19 protein-coding genes and 3 tRNA genes are annotated in these 21,875 nt (G+C 30.8%); 11 read left to right on the top strand and 11 right to left on the bottom strand.

Going from position 1 to position 21,875, the window contains the following annotated elements; all coding sequences use genetic code 11:
• Positions 1-144: 144 nt before the first annotated feature.
• Complete coding sequence (locus tag FVE75_RS08885) at positions 145-615, top strand: GNAT family N-acetyltransferase (RefSeq protein WP_147006131.1); 471 nt, start codon at positions 145-147, stop codon at positions 613-615.
• Positions 616-837: 222 nt separating this feature from the next.
• On the opposite strand, the gene FVE75_RS08880 is transcribed toward FVE75_RS08885, so the two are convergent.
• Entirely contained in the window at positions 838-3,240 is a 2,403-nt protein-coding gene (locus FVE75_RS08880) for a glycyl radical protein (RefSeq protein WP_147006130.1), read from the bottom strand.
• A gap of 47 nt (positions 3,241-3,287) precedes the next feature.
• A complete protein-coding gene (locus tag FVE75_RS08875; protein ID WP_147006129.1) occupies positions 3,288-4,106 on the bottom strand; it encodes a glycyl-radical enzyme activating protein in 819 nt (272 codons plus the stop codon).
• Positions 4,107-4,657: 551 nt separating this feature from the next.
• Here FVE75_RS08875 and FVE75_RS08870 point away from each other — a divergent pair.
• The 3 genes from FVE75_RS08870 to FVE75_RS08860 all read left to right on the top strand — a co-directional run bounded on the left by FVE75_RS08870 (position 4,658) and on the right by FVE75_RS08860 (position 8,795).
• A complete protein-coding gene (locus tag FVE75_RS08870; RefSeq protein ID WP_147006128.1) occupies positions 4,658-5,374 on the top strand; it encodes a transaldolase family protein in 717 nt (238 codons plus the stop codon).
• A 76-nt stretch (positions 5,375-5,450) separates the two neighbouring features.
• Positions 5,451-6,221: a DeoR/GlpR family DNA-binding transcription regulator gene (locus FVE75_RS08865; RefSeq protein WP_147006127.1), complete on the top strand. Its 771-nt coding sequence runs from the start codon at positions 5,451-5,453 to the stop codon at positions 6,219-6,221.
• Positions 6,222-6,530: 309 nt separating this feature from the next.
• Positions 6,531-8,795 carry a RelA/SpoT family protein gene (locus FVE75_RS08860; RefSeq protein ID WP_232052523.1) on the top strand — a complete coding sequence of 755 codons (2,265 nt, stop codon included), beginning with the start codon at positions 6,531-6,533 and terminating at the stop codon, positions 8,793-8,795.
• Positions 8,796-9,042: 247 nt separating this feature from the next.
• On the opposite strand, the gene FVE75_RS08855 is transcribed toward FVE75_RS08860, so the two are convergent.
• The 5 genes from FVE75_RS08855 to FVE75_RS08840 all read right to left on the bottom strand — a co-directional run bounded on the left by FVE75_RS08855 (position 9,043) and on the right by FVE75_RS08840 (position 12,458).
• A complete protein-coding gene (locus tag FVE75_RS08855) occupies positions 9,043-10,278 on the bottom strand; it encodes an aminopeptidase (protein ID WP_147006126.1) in 1,236 nt (411 codons plus the stop codon).
• Between the two features lie 21 nt (positions 10,279-10,299).
• On the bottom strand, positions 10,300-10,614 hold the full coding sequence (locus tag FVE75_RS11575) for a hypothetical protein (protein ID WP_232052522.1): 315 nt from the start codon (positions 10,612-10,614) through the stop codon (positions 10,300-10,302).
• A 74-nt stretch (positions 10,615-10,688) separates the two neighbouring features.
• Positions 10,689-10,913 (bottom strand): hypothetical protein, encoded by a 225-nt coding sequence (locus tag FVE75_RS11570; protein ID WP_232052521.1) that lies wholly within the window; start codon positions 10,911-10,913, stop codon positions 10,689-10,691.
• A gap of 135 nt (positions 10,914-11,048) precedes the next feature.
• Positions 11,049-12,068 (bottom strand): UDP-glucose 4-epimerase GalE, encoded by a 1,020-nt coding sequence (gene galE, locus FVE75_RS08845; RefSeq protein ID WP_147006125.1) that lies wholly within the window; start codon positions 12,066-12,068, stop codon positions 11,049-11,051.
• Between the two features lie 72 nt (positions 12,069-12,140).
• Positions 12,141-12,458 carry a thioredoxin family protein gene (locus FVE75_RS08840; protein WP_147006124.1) on the bottom strand — a complete coding sequence of 106 codons (318 nt, stop codon included), beginning with the start codon at positions 12,456-12,458 and terminating at the stop codon, positions 12,141-12,143.
• Between the two features lie 186 nt (positions 12,459-12,644).
• Here FVE75_RS08840 and tuf point away from each other — a divergent pair, with 186 nt between their 5' ends.
• Complete coding sequence (gene tuf, locus FVE75_RS08835; protein ID WP_026745237.1) at positions 12,645-13,829, top strand: elongation factor Tu; 1,185 nt, start codon at positions 12,645-12,647, stop codon at positions 13,827-13,829.
• Between the two features lie 574 nt (positions 13,830-14,403).
• The gene (locus tag FVE75_RS08830) at positions 14,404-15,507 is read left to right on the top strand and encodes a hypothetical protein (protein WP_147006123.1); all 1,104 of its coding nucleotides are present in this window, start codon (positions 14,404-14,406) and stop codon (positions 15,505-15,507) included.
• Positions 15,508-16,734: 1,227 nt separating this feature from the next.
• On the opposite strand, the gene FVE75_RS08825 is transcribed toward FVE75_RS08830, so the two are convergent.
• The 4 genes from FVE75_RS08825 to FVE75_RS08810 form a co-directional block, all read right to left on the bottom strand.
• Positions 16,735-16,811, bottom strand: a tRNA-Arg gene (locus tag FVE75_RS08825).
• Between the two features lie 27 nt (positions 16,812-16,838).
• Positions 16,839-16,932: transfer RNA gene (locus FVE75_RS08820), tRNA-Ser, on the bottom strand.
• Positions 16,933-16,950: 18 nt separating this feature from the next.
• Positions 16,951-17,037, bottom strand: a tRNA-Ser gene (locus tag FVE75_RS08815).
• 170 nt (positions 17,038-17,207) lie between these two features.
• Positions 17,208-17,585 (bottom strand): winged helix-turn-helix transcriptional regulator, encoded by a 378-nt coding sequence (locus FVE75_RS08810; RefSeq protein WP_147006122.1) that lies wholly within the window; start codon positions 17,583-17,585, stop codon positions 17,208-17,210.
• Positions 17,586-17,755: 170 nt separating this feature from the next.
• Here FVE75_RS08810 and FVE75_RS08805 point away from each other — a divergent pair, with 170 nt between their 5' ends.
• The 5 genes from FVE75_RS08805 to FVE75_RS08785 all read left to right on the top strand — a co-directional run bounded on the left by FVE75_RS08805 (position 17,756) and on the right by FVE75_RS08785 (position 21,782).
• On the top strand, positions 17,756-18,310 hold the full coding sequence (locus tag FVE75_RS08805; RefSeq protein ID WP_172618814.1) for an NAD(P)H-dependent oxidoreductase: 555 nt from the start codon (positions 17,756-17,758) through the stop codon (positions 18,308-18,310).
• Positions 18,310-18,606 carry a YciI family protein gene (locus FVE75_RS08800; protein ID WP_147006120.1) on the top strand — a complete coding sequence of 99 codons (297 nt, stop codon included), beginning with the start codon at positions 18,310-18,312 and terminating at the stop codon, positions 18,604-18,606. Before FVE75_RS08805 ends, FVE75_RS08800 begins: the two co-directional genes overlap by 1 nt.
• Positions 18,607-19,026: 420 nt before the next feature.
• Positions 19,027-20,016 carry a PTS sugar transporter subunit IIB gene (locus FVE75_RS08795; protein ID WP_147006119.1) on the top strand — a complete coding sequence of 330 codons (990 nt, stop codon included), beginning with the start codon at positions 19,027-19,029 and terminating at the stop codon, positions 20,014-20,016.
• Positions 20,017-20,031: 15 nt separating this feature from the next.
• Positions 20,032-20,847 carry a PTS mannose/fructose/sorbose transporter subunit IIC gene (locus tag FVE75_RS08790; protein ID WP_147006118.1) on the top strand — a complete coding sequence of 272 codons (816 nt, stop codon included), beginning with the start codon at positions 20,032-20,034 and terminating at the stop codon, positions 20,845-20,847.
• Between the two features lie 17 nt (positions 20,848-20,864).
• The gene (locus tag FVE75_RS08785; protein WP_147006117.1) at positions 20,865-21,782 is read left to right on the top strand and encodes a PTS system mannose/fructose/sorbose family transporter subunit IID; all 918 of its coding nucleotides are present in this window, start codon (positions 20,865-20,867) and stop codon (positions 21,780-21,782) included.
• Positions 21,783-21,875: the final 93 nt, after the last annotated feature.

Below are 21,875 nucleotides of genomic sequence, written 5' to 3'. Positions count from 1 at the left end.
ATAAATTTTATTTAGATTCTAATATTATTTAGAATGATTAATTTAATAAGGAAGATGTTTTGTAATAAAAATATTACAAATTAATCAATCTAGTTTTGTGTTAAAATGAATTATATGAAGAATTTATGAGAAAGGATGATTTCCATGGAAAAAAATTATAAGATTAGAATATTGGATGCGAAAAAAGATTCAGAATTGTTATTTAAGATTGTTAAACATGAAAATGAAGTGTTTGGAGAAGCAACAGTTGGAAACTGGAACATTAAGCCATTTACTAAATATGGAAAAGTTTTTGCGATGCTAAGTAACGATGAAAATGAAGAATTGATGTCAGTTATTGAAGTTTTGAGCAGTTTTGATAGAGAAGTAGCTTATGTTTATGGAGTTTCGACTGTGCCGAAATTTGAGAGAAATGGATATGCTAGAAAGTTGCTTCAGTATGTAATGGAAACTTTGAAAGAAATGGGAATAAAGAGAATAGAGCTTACTGTAGATATGGATAATTTTACTGCGAAAAAAATTTATGAAGAACTGGGATTTAAAATAGTAGAAACTTTAGATAACGAGTATGGGGATAATGTTGAAAGATACTTGATGAGATATTTGGTAAAATAATAGATTTATTTGATAACTAAAGATATGATGAAATAATATTTGAAAATATCAGAATACAACTTGTGAATAATCCCAAAAATTAGTGTAAAATATGAATTTATAAAGTATTTAAGTAGAGTTTTGTTACGTTGATTATGCAAAAAAATACAAGAAGCCTAAAATTACTAGCTTCTTGTATAAAGAGAAAACTTATTTATAAAAACTATCTAAAAAGATACATATTTATATTCTTTGTTCTGTTCTTGAAATAATATCATTCTGTGTAGTCCTGTCAAGTGTAACAAATTGAGCGCAGTATCCAGCCACTCTTACTATTATATCTCTATGTTTTTCAGGTTCAACTTGTGCTTGTTTTAATGTTTTTCCTGAAATAATGTTAAATTGTATATGCCATCCTTTTGAACTTATAAATGATTTTATTACATTTACAAATTTTTCAAATTGTTCTGGAGTGTTTACTAATTCTGGCGGATATTTTTGATTCAATAACTGTCCACCTGTAATCATAAGAGTTGGCAATTTATTTACAGAATTTAGTACTGCTGTTGGACCATTTGTGTCAGTTCCTTGAGTTGGTGAACCACCTTCAGCCGCTGGTGTATAGGCATATCTTCCATCTGGAGTTGCACCGCTCACTGTTCCCATTGGTACATTTGATGAGATTCCAGATGTAGAAACTCCGTAACCACAATTAATAGGGCCTCTTCCATATCTTGTATTATGATATTTTTGAATTTCATCAATATATGTCCAGTAAATATTTGTAGCAAATACATCCACTTCATCAATATCATTTCCATATTTAGGTACTTCTAACAATATTTTTCTGATTCGTTGCCCATTTTCTCCAGCATAATTTGTCTGAAGGGCATTGTAAACTTCTTCTTTTGTTAAAATTTTGTTATCAAAAACAGTAGTTTTTAGAGCGTATAGTGAATTTGCAGCATTTGCAATTCCCACTTGAAGTCCTGAAATGATGTCATAAACAGCTCCACCTTCTTTTGCGGAAAGTCCTCTGCCGATACAGTCATCAATAAGGCTTGATAATAAAATGTCAGGGAATTCTTCCAAATGTGTATCAGACAATGCGTCAAGCGCTACTGACAATTTTGTATAGTGTTTCATATATTTTTTCCATGCTTCCCACAAATCATCATAAGTTTCATAGTCAGTTAGTTTTCCAGCTTTTAGTAATTGAAGTCCAGTTCTAGCATCATAGCCGTCAGTCAATACAAGTTCAGTTGCTTTTACAAAGTTTAAGAAAGTCATACCAGTACATCTATATCCCCATTTTCCAGGAACAGCCACTTCTACACATCCTACCATTGAATAATTGTAGGCATCTTCAATTTTTACGCCTTTATTTAACAATGCAGGAACTATTATTTCATCTGTATGCATTGCAGGCATTCCATAACCTGTTGCGGCTACTTCGGCACATTTTCTAATAAATTTTTCTGGAGAATTTATGTGAAATCTTGCTGACAGGTTTGGCTGTGTAAGCTTATTTTCTCCAACACTTTCCAGTATTAAATAGCTTAATTCATTTGTAGAATCTTTTCCAGCTGGAGTCGATCCTCCTATTGTAACATTTTGATAAGTTGGATAACCTGCACCATAACCAGAATGCGAAGTTGAACGGACTTTTATTACAGAGTAAAGTTTTACCCATAGACATTGCAGCATTTCTTTTGCAAATTCTCTGTCTAAATCACCTTCCAGTACCTCTTTTTTGTAAAGTGGATATAAATATTGATCCACTCTTCCAAGAGAAGCTGAATGTCCATTGCTTTCAATCTGAATTACTAGATGGATAAACCAGATTGCTTGTACTCCTTCCCAAAATGTCTGAGCAGGATTTTCTGGTACGTTTAGACAATTTTTGTGAATTTGAAGTAATTCTTCTTTTCTTTGGGAATCAGTTTCCTTTTCAGCAAGTTCCTTTGCCAAATTTGCAAATCTATGAGCAAAATCAATAGTTGCTTGTGCCACAATTTGTACAGCTTTTAAGAAATCAATTTTATTATACCCGCCATAAACTGTAATGTCTACTTTTTCCATAGAAGCCTTAGCTTCTTCGATGACACCTTTTAGCCCTTTTGTCAAAACCTTTTTAAAATCAGGAACAATGTGTCCGTCACCAGAAGTCATATTTCCTTCTCCGTGAATAATTTTTGCGATTCCAGCTTCTTTTATTTCCTGAGGCATTTGAGCGTGAGCTTTGTCCTTTAATGTTTTTCCACGCCACCATTCGCATATTTCAAGTAATTCTGGAATTTCTTCTTCGGGTATTCTGAATTTATCTCCGTCTCTATGGTCAAAGTTACCTTTTGTCTTGATTTCATCAATAATCCAGTCTACTGCATATTCTGGGAAAAGGGGAGCAGTTCTCTCGTCTACAGACTGATTTCCTACGACAAGTTCTCCATCTTTTATATAAATTGTCATATTTTCTAAAATTTCCTTAACTGCGTAAGCACGGACAATATATTTTGATTTTCCTTCGTGTTCTTTGTATGCTTTTGTCAAAAGTCTTCCTCTTTCGACACTGACACCAGGAAATTTTGATAAAGCCGATTCTCTTAATTTTTTTACTCTTTCGCTTTTCAAAACAAATTCTTTCATTGTTTTTTCCTCCATTTTTTATATTTTATCTTTATCTTTAATTTTCGTTATCCATATAATTTTGCTTTCAATCCGTAACTGTTCATTATGCCTACAGCGTTATCCAGTTCCGCTTGTGTATGTTTTTCCAATGTTTTCATAGGATATTCACGACCTAGTTTTCTATATTTTTCTAACCCCATTGTGTGATAGGGAAGAATGTTTACTTCTAGAAGATTCAATTTTTTTAGGAATTCTGCTGTTTGACGAATATTTTTCTCGTCATCATTAATTCCTTTTATAAACGGAAAACGCATAATGATTTTTTTGTGCCATTTTGAAAGTTTTGTAAGATTTTCTAAAATAATTTCATTTGAGACAGAAGTGTATTCCTTATGTTTTTGGCTATTTAAGTGCTTTATATCAAATAATACAGTATCTGTTAGTTTTGCTAAATTTTCAAGATCCTTATAATTCCCATATCCTGTCGTTTCTATGGCCGTGTTAATATATTCTTCTTTTAACTTTTCAAAAAGTTCTATTGCAAAAGCTGAATTTACAAGTATTTCTCCGCCACTCAATGTAACACCGCCACCAGAATTTCTATAAAAGTTTTCATCTTTCATAACGATTTCAAATACTTCTTCCAGTGTCATGTCTTTTGCAACTTGTTTTAGTGAATTTGCGGCAGGACAGCCAGAACATTGATTTTTGTTTCCCTTATAAAGAGAGCCATCATAATCCCAAAATTCATTTTCTAATTTTTGCGTTTCAGGATTGGAACACCACAGACATCTAAGTGGACATCCTTTAAAATACACGACTGTTCTAATTCCTGGTCCATCAAATGTAGCTCCTCTTTCAATATCTGTAACTAATGCTCTCATAGATTATCTACCTCTTTTTCTTTTTAAAAAAATCTGTAGTTTCAAATTGTTTCTTTATATTTCGATTTTATCCTATTTTTGAAAATTTGTCAATAGTTTTATTTAATTTTATAAAAAATTATAAAAAACCTGCAATATAAATATAATTGCAGGGGAAAATGTTTTTTCATTTTGGGGTGTCATCTTCTGCTTAGGATGTAGTAAATAACCACAAGTTGAACTAATATAAAAACTATATCCCGTTCCATTGGACATCACCCCAAATCATAATATGAATTAGGTAACGAACCTAAAAATGTTATAAAAAATTTAATACAAAAAAACTAGCCCAAATTGAGCTAGCTCTTGTCATTGTTTTTTCATATTATGATTGTTTTCTTGTATAACAATTATACTATAAAAAAATAATTATTCAATCAAAAAATTTCAAAAAAATTAAAAAAATAGATTGACATTTCTTAAATTATGTATTAAAATTATATCGAAATAAAACGAAACTAATTAAAATATTAAACTATTTGATATAAAAAACAAAAGGAAGGACAACAGAAATGCAATATTTTATTGATACGGCAAATTTGGAAAGTATAAAAAAAATCAGTGATATTTTTCCAATAGCAGGTGTAACTACAAATCCTACTATTATTGCAAAGGAAAAAAGAGATTTTAAGGATATTATAAATGATATTTTTGATATTATTGGAAGAGATAAAATTGTGCATGCACAGGCTGTGGCAAGTACAGCTGAAATAATGATAAAAGAAGTGAAACTTCTGCATGATGCTTTTGGAGAAAATCTTTATACAAAAATCCCTGTAACGCCTGAAGGCATAAAAGCCATAAAAAATTTGGCAAAAGATGGATATAAAATCACTGCAACAGGTATTTTGTCACCTCAGCAGATAATTATGGCAGCTGAAGCAGGAGCAGAATATATGGCTCCATATATTAATCGTTCTGATAACATTGGCGAAAATGGAATTGAAATTGTAAAAGATGCCTATAAAATCCTTGAAATGACTAAAAAAACTGATGAGGAAAAACTGGCACGGTACAAAAGAATTTTTGAGCCAAAAATATTAGGAGCTTCATTTAAGAATGTAAGACAAGTTCATGAAGCAATTCTAGCTGGATCAAAATCTGTAACAGTAGCTCCAGACGTTTTTGAAAAATTAATTTATCATCCTTACACAGACTGGAGCATGGATACATTTAATTCAGACTGGGAAAAAGTTTATGGCCAAAAAACATTGCTTGATTTATTATGATTTTTTATAAAATTTTGAAATATTAAATGAATTTTGGTATAATCTAAGTAACTATAAAAAGCATTGGAGATTTAATATGTTTTTGGATGAAAGACTGGAAAAAATACTGGAAATTCTAAAAAATGAGAAAAAAGTAAAAGTTGCTGATTTGGCAGTAAAATTTAACGTTTCAGAAGTTATTATAAGAAAGAACCTAAAAAGGCTGGAGCAGGAAGGAAAACTTAAAAGAACCCACGGGGGAGCAATCTTGCTAAAGGAACTGGCACATTCCAGCACACTTGAAGAAAGAGTCATAAATAGAACAAAGCCGAAGGAAATTATCGCAAGAAAAATAATAGAAAATATTCAAAACAGGGAAACAGTATTTTTTGATATTACAAGCATAAACTATATTGCGGCAGAATATCTTGCAAATTCTCAAAAAGAAATAACCCTTATTACAAATATGCCTAGCATAACAACACATTTTAATAAAAATTCGAAAATAAACATCATTATGATAGGTGGCGAATACAACAAGGAAATTGGCGGAAACGTGGGGATAGAGGCAATTAACTACATAAAAAAATATAATGTGGATAAAGCCTTTGTTGGAAGTGCAGGAATAGATTTGGAAGCTGGAAAAGTGATGAATTTTGAAGCAAATGACGGAAATACAAAAAAAGAAATAATGAATATTTCAAAAAAAATATTTTTAGCAACTGAATACAGAAAATTAGGGATTTTAGGAAATTATAAATTTAGTAATTTGTCTGATTTTGATGTATTTATTTGTGAAAAAGATAAAAAAGATTTTTTAGAAAGCTATAAAAAAATATTTGATAAGTCTGAAGTGGAAATTTTATAGTTTATAAAAAATTTTTAAGCTATTATCTAGTTTAAGGTAGTCTTCTATACATTATAATTTTTATATATTTGAAAAAAAGCCAGATGTAAAAATTTGGCTTTTTTGTATTACTAGTGATTTATAATGGATTTAATATGAAATAAAAATAATGAATAATAATTTAGAATCCCAAAACAAAAATAATTAACAATATTCACACTTTATAATAGATTTTTTTTAAAATGTATAGTAAAATAATTTTAAGAAAAAGTGATTGGATAAAATAAGATAAAATGGATTTTGTTTGATACTGAGAGGATGGGATGCGAGATGGATGAGAAAAAAGTGTTAAAAAATGACTGGAAAATGACAGATGATGAGATTGAAGATATGAAAATGCCGGAGATTGTTAATAAAAGCTATGATGAGCTGTATAAGCAGCTGGCAGACAGAATTAAGGAAAATAATCTGGATGTAGATATGGATAAAGTGGCAGAGGCTTTTACACTTGCTTACGAGTCACATGTGGGACAGAAGAGAAAAAGTGGAGAGGACTACATTTTGCATCCTGTAGAAGTAGCAGAAATACTCGCTGATATGAGAATGGATACAGATACGATTGTAGCAGGGCTTCTTCACGATGTGGTTGAAGATACGCTTATAACGCTGGCAGATATTGAGTACAGCTTTGGAGAAGATGTAAAAAAACTTGTAGATGGAGTTACTAAACTTAGGAATTTACCAAGAACGGACAGTAAAAAGCTGGAGAATATAAGAAAAATGGTAGTTGCAATGTCGGAAGATATTCGGGTTGTAATTATAAAACTTGCGGATAGGCTTCATAATATGCGGACATTAAAATATATGAAGCCTGAAAAGCAGCAGGAAAAATCAAAAGAAACCATTGAAATTTACGCACCGATTGCACATAGAATTGGGATGGCAAAGATAAAATGGGAACTGGAAGATATTAGTTTTAGATTTTTATATCCAAAAGATTATTACGAGATTAAGGAACTTATAAATTCCAAAAGGAAGGAACGTGAAGAATATACAGCAAATTTTATTGAAAAAATTCAAGCAGAACTTGAAAAAAATCATATAAAAGGAGAAGTTACAGGACGTCCAAAGCATTTATACAGCATTTATCGTAAAATGAATGAAAAGGAAAAAAGATTCGTAGATTTGAATGACTTGATTGCGATAAGAATTATTGTTAAGAAAAAAAATGAGTGCTATAATGTACTTGGAATAATTCACGATTTATTCATTCCAGTATTTAAGCGTTTCAAGGACTATATTTCCCAGCCAAAACCAAACGGCTACCAATCCATCCATACAACTGTAAAAGGGCCTAATGACCAAAATGTGGAAATTCAGATTAGAACTCAAGAAATGCACGAAATAGCAGAAGAAGGGGTTGCTGCACATTGGAAATATAAAGAAAAAAAATCTAAGTCTAAAAATGAAAAATTTTATGCAGATGCAAAAAAATTGACTGATTCTGTTCAAAGCAAATCGGATGAGAAGGAACAGAAGGGATTTGCACAGGAAGTTACAGGAGATGTTTTAAAACAGACAATATTTGTATTCACACCAAAAGACGATGTAATGGAAATGCCTAGAAATTCAACAGCGCTTGATTTTGCATTCCAAGTACATACTCAAATTGGGTACAGAACGATTGGAGCAAAGGTAAACGGAAGAATTACGCAGCTAAATCAGGTACTTAAAAATGGAGATAAAGTCGAAGTCATGACTTCCAAAAATGTTAATAAAGGTCCTGGAAAAGACTGGATTGAAATGGTAAACAATCACGGTTCCCGTGTGAAAATCCGAAAATGGTTTAAGGATAAGGAATTTGAAGAAAAATCAAAAGAAGGAGAACAAATTCTAGAAAAGGAATTTGAGCAGCTTGGACTAAAATTGAAGGATATGCTTGAAGATGAACGTGTTTTCCTTTATATGAAAAAATTTAATGTAGCTGATACTAAAACATTATTTTACAGATTTGCTATCGGAGATTTGTCGCTTGACGGATTTATGAACAAATTTGAGAAAAAAGAAGAAAAGGCTCTTGAAAAAGTGCTTGAGGAAGAAACAGAAAAAGCAAATAGACAAAAAGGGAAAAATAATGGTGGAGTCAAAATATCTGGAACTGAGAATACGATGTATCGTTTTGCAAAATGCTGCAGTCCACTTCCTGGAGATGAAATACGAGGTTATGTAACAAGAGGACGTGGAATAGCAATACACCGCTCAGATTGTCAAAATTTCATATCCCTTATGGAAAAGGAGCCTGAAAGGGAAATTGATGTTTACTGGGATGAATCTGCAATGTCTGCCAATGCAACATATGAATTTAATTTTACAATAAAAGCTTCGGATAGAAACGGACTTCTTCTTGACATTATTCGAATTCTAAACGAATACAAAATGAACCTTTTAAATGTAAATACAAATACTTTTAAGGAAAATGGGAATAAAAGAATACTTATACATTTAAGAATAACAATAAGAAGCCGTGAAGATTTTGATAGATTGGCAAATAATTTGAAATCAATGTCAGAAGTGATAGATATAATCAAAAAATAGTAAGTGAAAGGATAAAAAGGGGGAGTTATAAATGGAATTAAAAATAATAATCGCAATAATTATACTAATATTTTTATTTAAAATTTTTATAAAAATTACTAAAAAAATATTATTTTTCTTTTTTGTAATTGTTATTTTTGCAGTTATTTTGAATTATTTGAAATAAATATTTAGAGCAAAATTATTTCTTGTTATACAGATAAAATAAAAACCCGTAGAAATTATTAAATCTACGGATTTTTTTGTTTTAAAATGCCCAATTTCCTTTTCTAAATACAGGAACTCTTGTCCCATCTTCCAAAATTCCATCAATATCCATTTCCGCATCACCAATCATAAAGTCAACGTGGGAAATAGACTGATTAATGTGAGCTTTTTCTAATTCTTCTTCAGTCATTTTTGTCCCATCTTTTAGAGTAGTTGGGTATGCTGCACCCAATGCCAGATGGTTTGAGGCGTTTTCATCAAATAATGTCTGATAATAAAGAAGCCCAGAGTTAGAAATAGGGGAGTCATTCGGCACAAGGGCAACTTCTCCAATTCTTCTCGAACCTTCATCAGTATCAAGCAGCTGCTTCAAAATCTCATATCCTTGCTCCGCTTCAAAATCCACAACTTTTCCATCTTTAAAAGTCAATTTAAAGTTATCAATGATATTCCCTTGATAAGAAAGTGGCTTTTTATTTGAAACATAACCATCTACACGGTCTCTATCTCCAGCTGTAAATACTTCTTCTGTCGGCATATTTGGCAAGAAATCCGCCCCTTTGGCATTTTTACTTCCAGCAGCTACCCAAATGTGATTTTTAGGAAGTCCTACTGTCAAGTCAGTACCTTTTGAAGTATAATGAAGTGCCACAAAGTTTTTATTATTTAAAAATTCAGCTTTTTCAGTCAAGTTTTGCCTATGTTCTTCCCAAGCCTTAACAGAATCAGCTTTATCAACTCTTACAGTCTTTAATATTGCGTCAAGCAGTTTTTCCTGTGCAATGTCAGTATTTTCTTCATCTGGGAATACAAGTTTTGCCCAATCTGCCGAAGGATAGCTAGCAATTGTCCATGAATTTACATCTGTCATAATGCAAGTTCTGTAATGTTTATAGGCTTCTCCTGAATTTTTTGTCAATGCTCCCAGTTTTTCAGCATCAATTCCAGCAAATAAATTTGGAGAACTGCTTAAAATGTGGATAAATACGACATTATTGTCAAGATAATCATTTCTTTCGTCAATTGCCCATTGTGGGATGTGTGAATAGACTTCTTTTGATTGATATTCAGCATGAAGTCTTGATAATTTATCATCTGTCAATTTTACGTGAACATCACTTGCTCCCGCTTGATAAGCTAATTCTGTAACCTTATAGACTAATGGCAAAGCATCAGTTGTACAGTTTACCCATACTTTCTGCCCTTTCTGTACATTTGCCCCAATTTTTACAATTACTTCTGCATATTTACTTAATTTTTCTTCAAAGTTGTTCATTTTTATTTTTCTCCTTTCAAACTATTTTTGTTTATTTGAATTTGGATTATATCCGAATTCTAGTGAAATTAAACCATCTGAAATTTTATCTCTATATTTTTTAGTAGGACTAGAGTAACTTCTTTTTAATCTAGGCGCTGTTACAGCACTTATTCCAACCGAAAATTTATCTTTTTGAACTCCAATACCAATACCTCCATACCCATTTATTGGGGCCGCCTTTATTTCTCCGTGACCACCATTTTTATCAGTCCATTTCACATTTCCGTTTGAAAATGCCAGACCGAATAAAACTTTAGTGTATATTCCATTATCTAGCCCAGTTCCTAATGTCATATAAAGTGGAACTGAAATTAAACTTCCTGAACTGCTTTTTATACCATTTCCTTTGACTTTTAAAGCATTGTATACTATCCCTGCTCCAATTCCTGCTCCGGAATCATCAATAAATGGCTGTCTTCTTTCAAATGAAATTTTAACTCCGCTCTTCCTATTACATTTTTTACTTCTTGATTAAAATCATTTTTTTTCTGCCCTCTATAACTCCCATAACTAGGACTTATAAAAATTTCTGCTCTTTCATCTGCTATTGTAAATGGCGTTAATAACATAAACATCAAAAATAATTTTTTCATTCTAAATTCTCCTTGTACAATATTTTTTATTTATTATTGTTATAAAACTGTAAATCATTATATTTTTTACTTTTAAAAATAGTTAACTTGAAATTAGAATTATTATTTTTTAATTTTTTAGCCCTTTATAAAAAATTAGTCTTCAAATCCATTTGGATTTTTTTTCTGCCAGTTCCAAAAATCTCTGCACATATCTTCGATAGTGTATTTTGCTTCCCAGTTTAATAATTTTTTAGCTTTTGAGGCATCGGCATAGGAAACGGCAATATCTCCTGCTCTACGGCCGTCAATTACATATGGAATAGTTTTTCCAACGGCTTTTTCAAAGTTTTTTAGAATTTCAAGGACGCTGTAACCTTTTTCACTTCCTAAATTTATTGCTTCAAATCCAATGTTTCCACTAAACAAATAATTTATAGCGGCTGAATGCCCTGCTGCTAAGTCATTTACGTGAATAAAGTCCCTTATACAAGTCCCATCAGGTGTATCGTAATCATTTCCGAAAACATGCAGTTTTTCTAATTTTCCTACTGCAACTTGAGTTATGTAAGGGGCAAGGTTGTTTGGAATACCGTTTGGATCTTCTCCGATTCTTCCGCTTTCATGAGCTCCTAATGGGTTAAAATATCTAAGGGCAATAATATTCCAAGAATCATCAGAAGTTGCTAAATCAACTAAAATATTTTCAATCATAAGTTTTGTTCGTCCATAAGGATTTGTTGCACCCATTGGATCACCTTCAACTAAAGGCATTTTTTCAGGAATACCGTAAACTGTAGCTGAAGAACTGAATACAATATTTTTTACATTAAATTCTTTCATCATTTCAAGTAAAGTAATCATACCAAATAAATTATTTTCATAGTACATAAGTGGTTTTTCCACAGATTCTCCAACTGCCTTAAACCCTGCAAAGTTAATTACAGCATCAATTTTATTTTCACTAAAGATTTTTCTCAATCCTTCTTTATTTTTTATATCCAGTTCATAAAAAGATATTTTTGTTCCAGCAAGTTCTTCTAAAATTGTAATAACTTTTTTGCTTGAATTGCTAAAATCATCTACTATTATTGGATTAAATCCTTTCTTTATTAAATCTAAAACTGTATGGGAACCAATATATCCAGCTCCTCCTGGCACTAAAATTGTTTTCATAAAAATATCTACCTTCTTTCTAAAAATTTTTAATTTTTTATATTATTTTAGTCAAATTTTAAAATTACCTAATTAATTATGTAAATTGATTTTTTCCATAATCTCATCAAAAGTTTGAAAACCATTTAAAGTTTCTACAATTTTCCCATCCTTAAATAAAATAAGCATAGGCAATCCTCTTATTTTAAATTTGGTTCCAAATTCAGGATAATCGTCAACATCAACTTTGACAATCTTGCACTCAGAATTGTCAGCTACTTCGCTAATAACCTTTTCAAGCATTTGACAAGGTCCGCACCAGATAGCATAAAAATCTATAAGTGTAAGTCCAGTTTGTAAAATTATTTCATTATCAAAGTCTTCGCCAGCATAATTAATGATTTTACTCATATTTTCACCTCATATTTTAATAAAATTATATTTTCAGTTATTATACCAATTTTAATTAATTTGTGCAATTTTATTTTTTGACTAATTTTACGTGCTTGCAATTATTTTTTAAATATGATATAATCAAAATGATAAAGATAAATTATTAAAAAACAAAAAATCAAAATAAATGGAGGAAAAATTAAAATGGCAAAAGCTAAATTCGAGAGAAGCAAACCACACGTAAACGTAGGAACAATAGGTCACGTTGACCACGGGAAAACAACAACAACAGCAGCAATTTCAAAAGTATTGGCTGAAAAAGGGCTAGCTGAAAAAGTTGATTTTGAAAACATTGACCAAGCGCCTGAAGAAAGAGAAAGAGGGATTACAATCAACACAGCTCACATTGAGTATGAAACAGAAAAAAGACACTATGCCCACGTTGACTGTCCAGGGCATGCGGACTACGTAAAAAACATGATTACAGGAGCAGCTCAAATGGATGGTGCTATCTTAGTAGTATCAGCAGCTGACGGTCCTATGCCTCAAACAAGAGAGCATATCCTACTTGCAAGACAGGTTGGAGTACCTTACATCGTAGTTTACTTGAACAAAGTTGACATGGTAGATGACGAAGAATTATTAGAACTAGTAGAAATGGAAGTAAGAGAATTACTTACAGAATACGGATTCCCTGGAGATGATGTACCAGTAATCAAAGGGTCTTCATTAGGAGCATTAAATGGAGAAGCTCAATGGGTAGACAGAATCATGGAATTAATGGATGCAGTTGATGACTACATTCCAACACCAGAAAGACCAGTAGACCAAGCATTCCTAATGCCGATTGAAGACGTGTTCACAATAACAGGAAGAGGAACAGTTGTAACAGGAAGAGTAGAAAGAGGAGTAATCAATGTTGGTGAAGAAGTAGAAATCGTAGGAATCAAGCCAACAACAAAAACTACTGTAACAGGAGTAGAAATGTTCAGAAAATTATTGGATTCAGGACAAGCTGGAGACAACATTGGAGCATTGTTAAGAGGAACTAAGAAAGAAGAAGTGGAAAGAGGACAAGTACTTGCAAAACCAGGAACAATCAATCCACATACAGGATTCAAGTCAGAAGTATACGTATTGACAAAAGATGAAGGAGGAAGACATACACCATTCTTCACAGGATACAAACCACAATTCTACTTCAGAACGACTGACATTACAGGAGAAGTAAACTTGCCAGAAGGTGTAGAAATGGTAATGCCTGGAGACAACATTGAAATGACAGTTGAACTAATTCACCCAATCGCAATGGAAGAAGGATTAAGATTTGCGATAAGAGAAGGTGGAAGAACAGTAGCTTCAGGAGTAGTAGCAACTATTACTAAATAGTTTTCTGTAAGGAACTTTCTTAAAGATAAAAATAAAAATAATTATTTAAAATTTTTGATAATTTATTTGAAAATTAAAATAGTTATAAGTAAAATATAATCAAATAGCACTTGGTAAATAAAAAGTTTTTTATAAATTTATCATAGTGCTATTGTTTTTTTTGAGATTATAGGGTATACTTAACATAGAATTAATTATATGATGAAATTTTGAAATTAATTATAAAATTTCATATTAATAACTTATATATCTTACATTCAAAAATTTTTTATTACAAAAGTATGACTTTAAATTTAAAAAGCATGATTATATCAATTTTTTTATTTACTAAAATTCAGGTTTTTATCTTTAGTTTTATTGTAAATAAATACAGTTTCATATTTTATTTTAAAGTGCTTTTTATAGTATATAAATAACTTTTTAAAAATTGATTTTAGTTTCTTTATTAAATATTGTTTTACTTTACAAATGCACTTTTTAAAAAAAAACTTTACAAATTCATATTATTATGCTAAAATTAACTGTGAATTGTTAAGATATATATTTGTTAAAATTATTTTTAGGAGGAAAAACAATGAAAAAAGTATTAGGAGTATTAGCATTAGTATTAAGCGTATCTAGTCTAGCTTTAGCTGATCAAGACCAAGATACAGTAAAAGAAATCCATTTCTCTACAGAATTGAGACAAGGGTATACAGACAAAAAAGAAAATACAGGAAATGGATTAGGAATCGCAGGATTCAAAGGAGCAAATAAAGATAGAACTAGATGGAGAAATATCTTTGGTGGAGATTTACATTTAGTAGATGAAGGAGACTTAGGATTAAAATTTGAATTCCAAAATGATCAAGATAGATACAAAAATGATTTTGATTATGAAACTAAAACAGGTACAAAAGGAACTTATGACAAATCTCAAACTTGGGAAAATAATATTGAATTATATAGAGATATTACATTAGGTTCTTGGACTAATAAATGGACTTTAGGATGGAAAAATAAAAATACAAGTGGTACTGGTAGATACTCAGGACATAGAGGAACATCAAATGAAATTTATGTAGGACCATCATTTGGAATTAACTTCTTCGGACATAACTTTGATGCAACAACTCAATTAGTTTACTTCGATCAATCAGGAAACAAAAGTGCAGATAACGCATGGAGCGGAAATGATTTCACAAAAGGAAAAGTATCTGGATGGGGAATCAACTTTGCTTTAGAAAATAACGGACAAATTTTTGATAATGGAATCGGAACTTTAAACTATAACGTTGGTTTAACTAATAAATTAAGAGATGCAAAAGGTAAATTATCTGAAACAGGAAAAGATGCAAAATCTACTGTTTATTTAGACTATGTTGCAGGGTTAACATATAAAACTCCTGATTTAGCAGGATTCTATGGATTAATCAATGCTGAAAATGAATGGGAAAGACAAACTGCTAGACATGGATTCCAAAACAACTTCTCAGTATGGACTGGATTAGGATACAAAAAAGGTATTGATTTGCCAGTAGGAACATTGACTGTAAACCCTGAAGTTAAATACAGAGTTGTTAACAAAGAAACTGTTAAAGGTGTTTATAACGATGGACGTTACTTCAACAACGATAAATATACAAGAGAATATAATGAATTAAGAGCTGGATTAAAAGTTGGTTTAGAAGTTAAATAATCACTAATAATTCATATAAAAATAACTTAAAAGGAGCTGGATGTAAATCCAGCTTTTTGAGTTTAATATAAATATGATGCTATACAAAATTCTATTTAAAAGTATAAATTAAACTTTATAGTATTTATCTAATTTTATAAAAAGCAGTTTTAATTGTTTTTTTTTATTTAAATAATGAATAATGTCATATATAATTTTCATTTTTAAAAGAGAGAGTAGTATAAATTGTGTAAAAGATAATTTAGATATACTCGAACCCATTTAAAATTGAACTGATAGAAATTATATAATTTAGGGTTTGAGTAGAATAGTCATAATTTTTGAGTTCTGTTTTAAACTAGTTTTACTATACTATTAAACAGATAGATAAAAGAAATAAATTAAGTATTATAGGATGTGCAAAGTAAAGTTTAAGTATAATTCTTTTTAACAAATCTAAAACTAAGGCATTACAATAAATATCATAAGGATTATAATGTATAATTATATCTGACCAATAGAAAAAGTGAAAACTTTTTTCTTCAAAACTCCTTTTTAAATATGCTATCACAAGGGTAGCATATTTTTTTATAGCTATTCTTCCTACTAAGCCAAATAATACGGTATTTTGAGATAATTTTTTTAAAATTGTTAAAATTGATATAATTTTACTATATCTTTTTAAAAGTTTGGGAAAATAACCATTTACCTTGTCAATTGGACTAGTGTTGGACTACAAAATTAAAGATTCAACGTTGGATATTTACTATGTTGTATATAATATTTATTAATGAAAAATCAGATGAAAAAATACTCATCTGACTCAACATATATTATTTTAAATTTATAAATTTTTTTGAAATATTTCGTTTGAATACATAGATATAATTCATTCAAACACGAAGGAGGAAATATTTGAATATAAAATTTTTCTGTTGTTCATTTATTTTCATTCTTATTATATATGTCATAACAATATCACTTATTTTTGGGTTACTCATAAAGATTATCAAAGTTTTTTGTAATCGTGAGTTTGATGTTTTTTCTAATATTTTACGTATTTAATTAAATCTCTAACGAAAATAATTTGTTCTTAACAGCTTATTCTCGTTATTTTTTTAATACCTAATTTTTTTAACAAAAAAAAATCGCACTTTAAGTACGATAAATTTATAGTAATATTAGATAAATATCACTAATTTATGATTAATCAGAAATTAGTTTAATATCAATGTCTTTATATAAAAATGGCGCACCTGACAGGAGTTGAACCCATAACCTTCTGATCCGTAGTCAGACGCTCTATCCAATTGAGCTACAGATGCATTATTAATAAATTTACTAAAAAAAAATGGCGGAGAAGGAGGGATTTGAACCCTCGATCCAAGTTTTAGCTCGGATACTCCCTTAGCAGGGGAGCGCATTCGGCCTCTCTGCCACTTCTCCAAAAGTATAAATTTTAAATGGCGGGTGAACTGGGATTCGAACCCAGACATCTTGCGATTTCGCCGGTTTTCAAGACCGGTCCCTTAGCCGTTCGGACATCCACCCATACGTTACTCAGTTAGTATATCATATATTTCAATAATTTGTCAACTACTTTTTTCGTATTTTCGCTTTTGTTGAAGTAAGGATTTTAGTGTGAAATTACAATATTTGATCTATTTGTATTTTATGATAATATTTCTTTAATGTTTTGTAAAAATTAAAGAGTAATAAAATTATTTATCAATATTTTTTCTAAATTCTTCTTTTTTATCAAGCAGTATAATATCTTCACCCATTTTTTGCCGTAATTTAATATTTTCTCGACCCCAGAAGCACATTGCATATAAAATATTTGAAAATGATTGTCCATATTCTGTGAGTGTGTATTCTACCTTTGGAGGCATCTCTTCATACACATATTTTTCTATAATTCCATCTTTTTCCAGCTCTTTCAATTTTTCAATAAGAACCTTTTGAGAAATACCAGGGATTAATCTTTGTAATTCGCCTGTCCTTTTTGTTCCAAAGGTAAGAATGTATGTAATCAATGCTTTCCATTTTCCACCAAATATTTCAAGTGTTGCTTCTATTCCTAAAATATATTGTTTCATAGTTAATCTCCTGTTGTAAATATTATTATGAATACATTATTGCATAAATTTTCAGTTAAGTCCAGTAGTTACGTTTAGGTAAGTATATGATTACGTTTTCGTGTGTATTTACAAATTTAAATTAGGATTATATAATATAATAAAATTAATGAAAGGAATGGTTTATAACTATGAAAACTTTAGTAATTTTAGCACATCCAGATATTAACGAATCAAGAGCAAATAAGAGATGGAAGGAAGAGCTGTTAAAATATCCGCAAGAAATAGAAGTTCATGAATTGTATAAAGAATATTCGGATTGGAATATAGATGTAAAAAGGGAACAGGAATTATTGGTTAAATATGAACATATTATTTTTCAATTCCCTCTGTATTGGTTTAACTGTCCGCCTTTGTTAAAAAAATGGCTGGATGAAGTATTTGAGTATAATTGGGCATATGGATTGAATGGGGACAAGCTGAAGAATAAAAAGATTGGGTTAGCTGTTACAACTGGAGGGAAGAGAGAATATTACAAGCATGGTGGAAAAAATAAATTTTCTCTTGATGAAATACTTATTCCATTTGAAGAAACTATAAATTATGCTCAAGGAATTTATTTACCGTATTTCAGTGTTTACGGAGTTTCTCCACACATAAACGAATTAAGTGATGATGAACTTGACAAAAACGCAAAGGAATATGTTGAATATATCCGTAAGACAAGAGAAGAGGGGGATAAATAATGTTTATTGCTAATTTAAAATATAAAAAATCAACAGAAGAAGTAAATAAGGTTTTAGAAGCTCATTTAGAATATCTTGACAAATATTTTGAAAAAGGGAAATTTATATGTACAGGGAAGAAAAGTTTTCCTGAATTAGGAGGAGTAATCTTGTTTGATTCTAACAATTTGGAAGAAGCAAAAAAAATATTGTATGAAGATCCATTTTATATTGAAGAAATAGCAGATTATGAAATAATCGAATTTCAACCAGTTAAGTTTAGTCAAAATTTTTCAATAGAAAATTTACTCAATTAAATAGTATAAAAAGAGCTGTTTCAAATTATATATGAGGACAGCTCTTTATAAAATCGAAAATATCTAATAAATTAATTTATTATTCTTTTTAGAAAAAAATTCAAACGAATTCTTTATTTATGATTTTAGTATTCTGATTTTTATCTGCTCTTGTCACATTTTCTTTGTATATACACATCAATAAAAACTATTTTTTATGTCAAGTTATACTTATTCCAATATTATAAATTATAAAAAATGTACTAAAAATCAATATCCATTAATTTTGTTTTATAAATTTCTTATAAAATACTTGTAATTCAAAAAAAATGTGGTACACTTATAATATAGGATTATTCACTTTTGTTAAAAATAATAAAGATATTGTAATCTTATAAAGTGAAAACTTAAAAATAAATTTTATCTAAAAGGAGGCTCAAGATGGTAGGAATTATCGTTGCAAGTCATGGTGAATTTGCAGCTGGTATAAAACAGTCAGCTTCAATGATTCTAGGTGAAGCAGAATTATTGGAATCAGTTGTGTTTATGCCCAGTGAAGGACCAGATGACTTATATAAAAAAATTCAAGATGCCATTACGAAATTAGGAACTGAAGAAGTTCTATTTTTAGTTGATTTATGGGGAGGAAGCCCATTCAACCAATCAAATCGTTTCTTTGAAGAAGCACCTGAAAAAAGAGCAATTGTAGCAGGGCTTAACTTGCCAATGCTATTAGCAGCTTTATCAGAAAGAGAAGATTTAGATACAGCTCATGAAGTAGCAAAGGCTATTGTTCCAGAAGGAAGAGATCAAGTCAAGGTTCGTCCTGAAGAATTACAGCCTAAAGAAACAGTAGCAAAAGCAGTAGCTCAAGATGACACGCCAAAAGGAGCAATTCCAGAAGGAACAGTTATCGGAGATGGGAAAATAAAATTTGTTCTGGCTCGTATTGATACACGTTTGTTACACGGACAAGTTGCAACAAGCTGGACAAAAGCAACAAATCCAAATAGAATAATCGTAGTTTCAGACACAGTTTCAAAAGATGAACTACGTAAAAAATTAATCGAACAGGCAGCGCCTCCAGGTGTACGTGCACATGTTATTCCACTTGATAAATTAGTAGAAGTTTCAAAAGATCCAAGATTTGGAAATACAAAAGCATTATTGTTATTTGAAAATCCTCAGGATGCACTTTATGTAATTGAAAAAGGTGTAGATATTAAAGAGTTAAATGTAGGATCAATGGCACATAGTGTTGGAAAAGTTATGGTAAATAATGTACTTTCAATGGATCAGAATGATGTTGACACTTATAAGAAACTTAGAGATTTAGGTGTTCAATTTGATGTAAGAAAAGTTGCTGCTGATAAGAGAGCAGACTTATTTAAACTAATTTCAGAAAAACAAAACGAAGGATTAAAACTTTAATTTTAGGAGGTTATTATGGATTTTAATATTTTATCAATTATTTTAATATTAATCGTCGCATTTCTAGCAGGAATGGAAGGAATCCTTGATCAGTTCCAATTCCATCAGCCAATTATTGCGTGTTCATTAGTTGGGGTTGCGACAGGACATATAAAGGAATGTGTTATGTTAGGTGGGGCTTTACAGTTGATGGCTTTAGGTTGGGCAAATGTAGGAGCGGCAGTTGCTCCAGACGCGGCTCTTGCTTCTGTAGCTTCGGCAATTATTTTTGTTAAAGCTGGAAAATTTGATGCTGCAGGTCAAACTGTAGCGATTGGTACAGCGATTGCACTTGCTACAGCTGGGTTAGTTTTAACTATGGTTGTTCGTACTTTATCAGTAGTTATTGTTCACCAGGCTGATAGAGAAGCAGAAAAAGGAAATTTCAAAGGCGTAGAATTATGGCATATGGTTGCGCTTGCATGTCAAGGTTTACGTATTGCTATTCCTGCCCTATTATTGTTATTTATACCTTCTCCTGTTATTCAACATGCTCTTAAATTATTGCCAGAATGGTTTACTGATGGAATGAAAATTGGTGGTGGATTCGTTGTAGCAGTAGGATATGCAATGGTTATTAACTTAATGGCAACTAAAGAAGTATGGCCGTTCTTCTTCCTAGGTTTTGCATTAGCACCATTAAATGAATTGACATTGATTGCAACTGGTATTATAGGTGTATGTGCAGCTATTATTTACTTAAATGTTACAAATAATAAAGGTAACGGTGGCGGAGATGGCGGAACATCTTCTTCTGGAGATCCGCTAGGTGACATTTTAAACGATTATTAATAAGGGAGGAACAAGAAATGGCAGAAAATAATAGAATAAAATTATCAAAATCAGATCGTCGTAGTGTAATGTTACGTTCTCAATTTCTTCAAGGTTCTTGGAACTACGAACGTATGCAAAATGGAGGTTGGGCTTATTCTTTAATCCCAGCATTGAAAAAATTATATCCAAATAAAGATGATGCTTCAGCAGCTTTAAAAAGACATATGGAATTCTTTAATACTCACCCATATATTGCTGCACCAATTTTAGGAGTAACTCTTGCTCTTGAAGAAGAAAGAGCAAATGGAGCAAAAATTGATGATGCAGCTATTCAAGGGGTAAAAGTTGGAATGATGGGACCACTTGCAGGAATCGGAGATCCAGTATTCTGGTTCACAGTACGTCCAATTTTAGGAGCAATTGCAGCTTCATTGGCAGCAGGTGGATCACTTATAGCACCTTTCTTCTTCTTTATTGTATGGAATGTAATACGTATAGGCTTTTTATGGTATACTCAAGAATTTGGTTACCAAAAAGGTGCTGAAATTACAAAAGATTTATCAGGTGGTTTATTACAAACAATTACTAAAGGAGCATCCATTTTAGGAATGTTCGTTATGGGAATACTAGTTCAACGTTGGACAACAATTAATTTCCCAATGGTTGTATCAAAAGTTCCTTTAGCAAAAGGGGCTTATGTAGAATTTCCAAAAGGACCTATAGACAGTACCCAGTTACAAAAAATTCTTGGAGATGTAGCAAAAGGACTATCGCTTTCTCCAGAAAAAGTAACGACTTTACAAGATAACTTAAATCAACTAGTACCGGGATTAGCGGCTTTATTATTAACATTCCTATGTATGTGGCTGTTAAAGAAAAAAATAAGTCCAATTCTAATTATCTTTGGATTATTCTTAGTTGGAATTTTAGGACATTTAGTTAAAATATTCTAAAAATAAAAAATGACTACTAAAAATTCAATTTTAAATAATTGGAAAATCTATTTAAAAGAGAGAAGTTGGAACTAAAAAGCCAACTTTTTTCTA

It is taken from the genome of Leptotrichia hongkongensis (assembly GCF_007990635.1).
GTDB classification, from domain to species: Bacteria; Fusobacteriota; Fusobacteriia; order Fusobacteriales; family Leptotrichiaceae; genus Leptotrichia; species Leptotrichia hongkongensis.
Note: the sequence above shows the minus strand (reverse complement) of the source record. Positions and strands in the feature narration are given on the sequence as shown.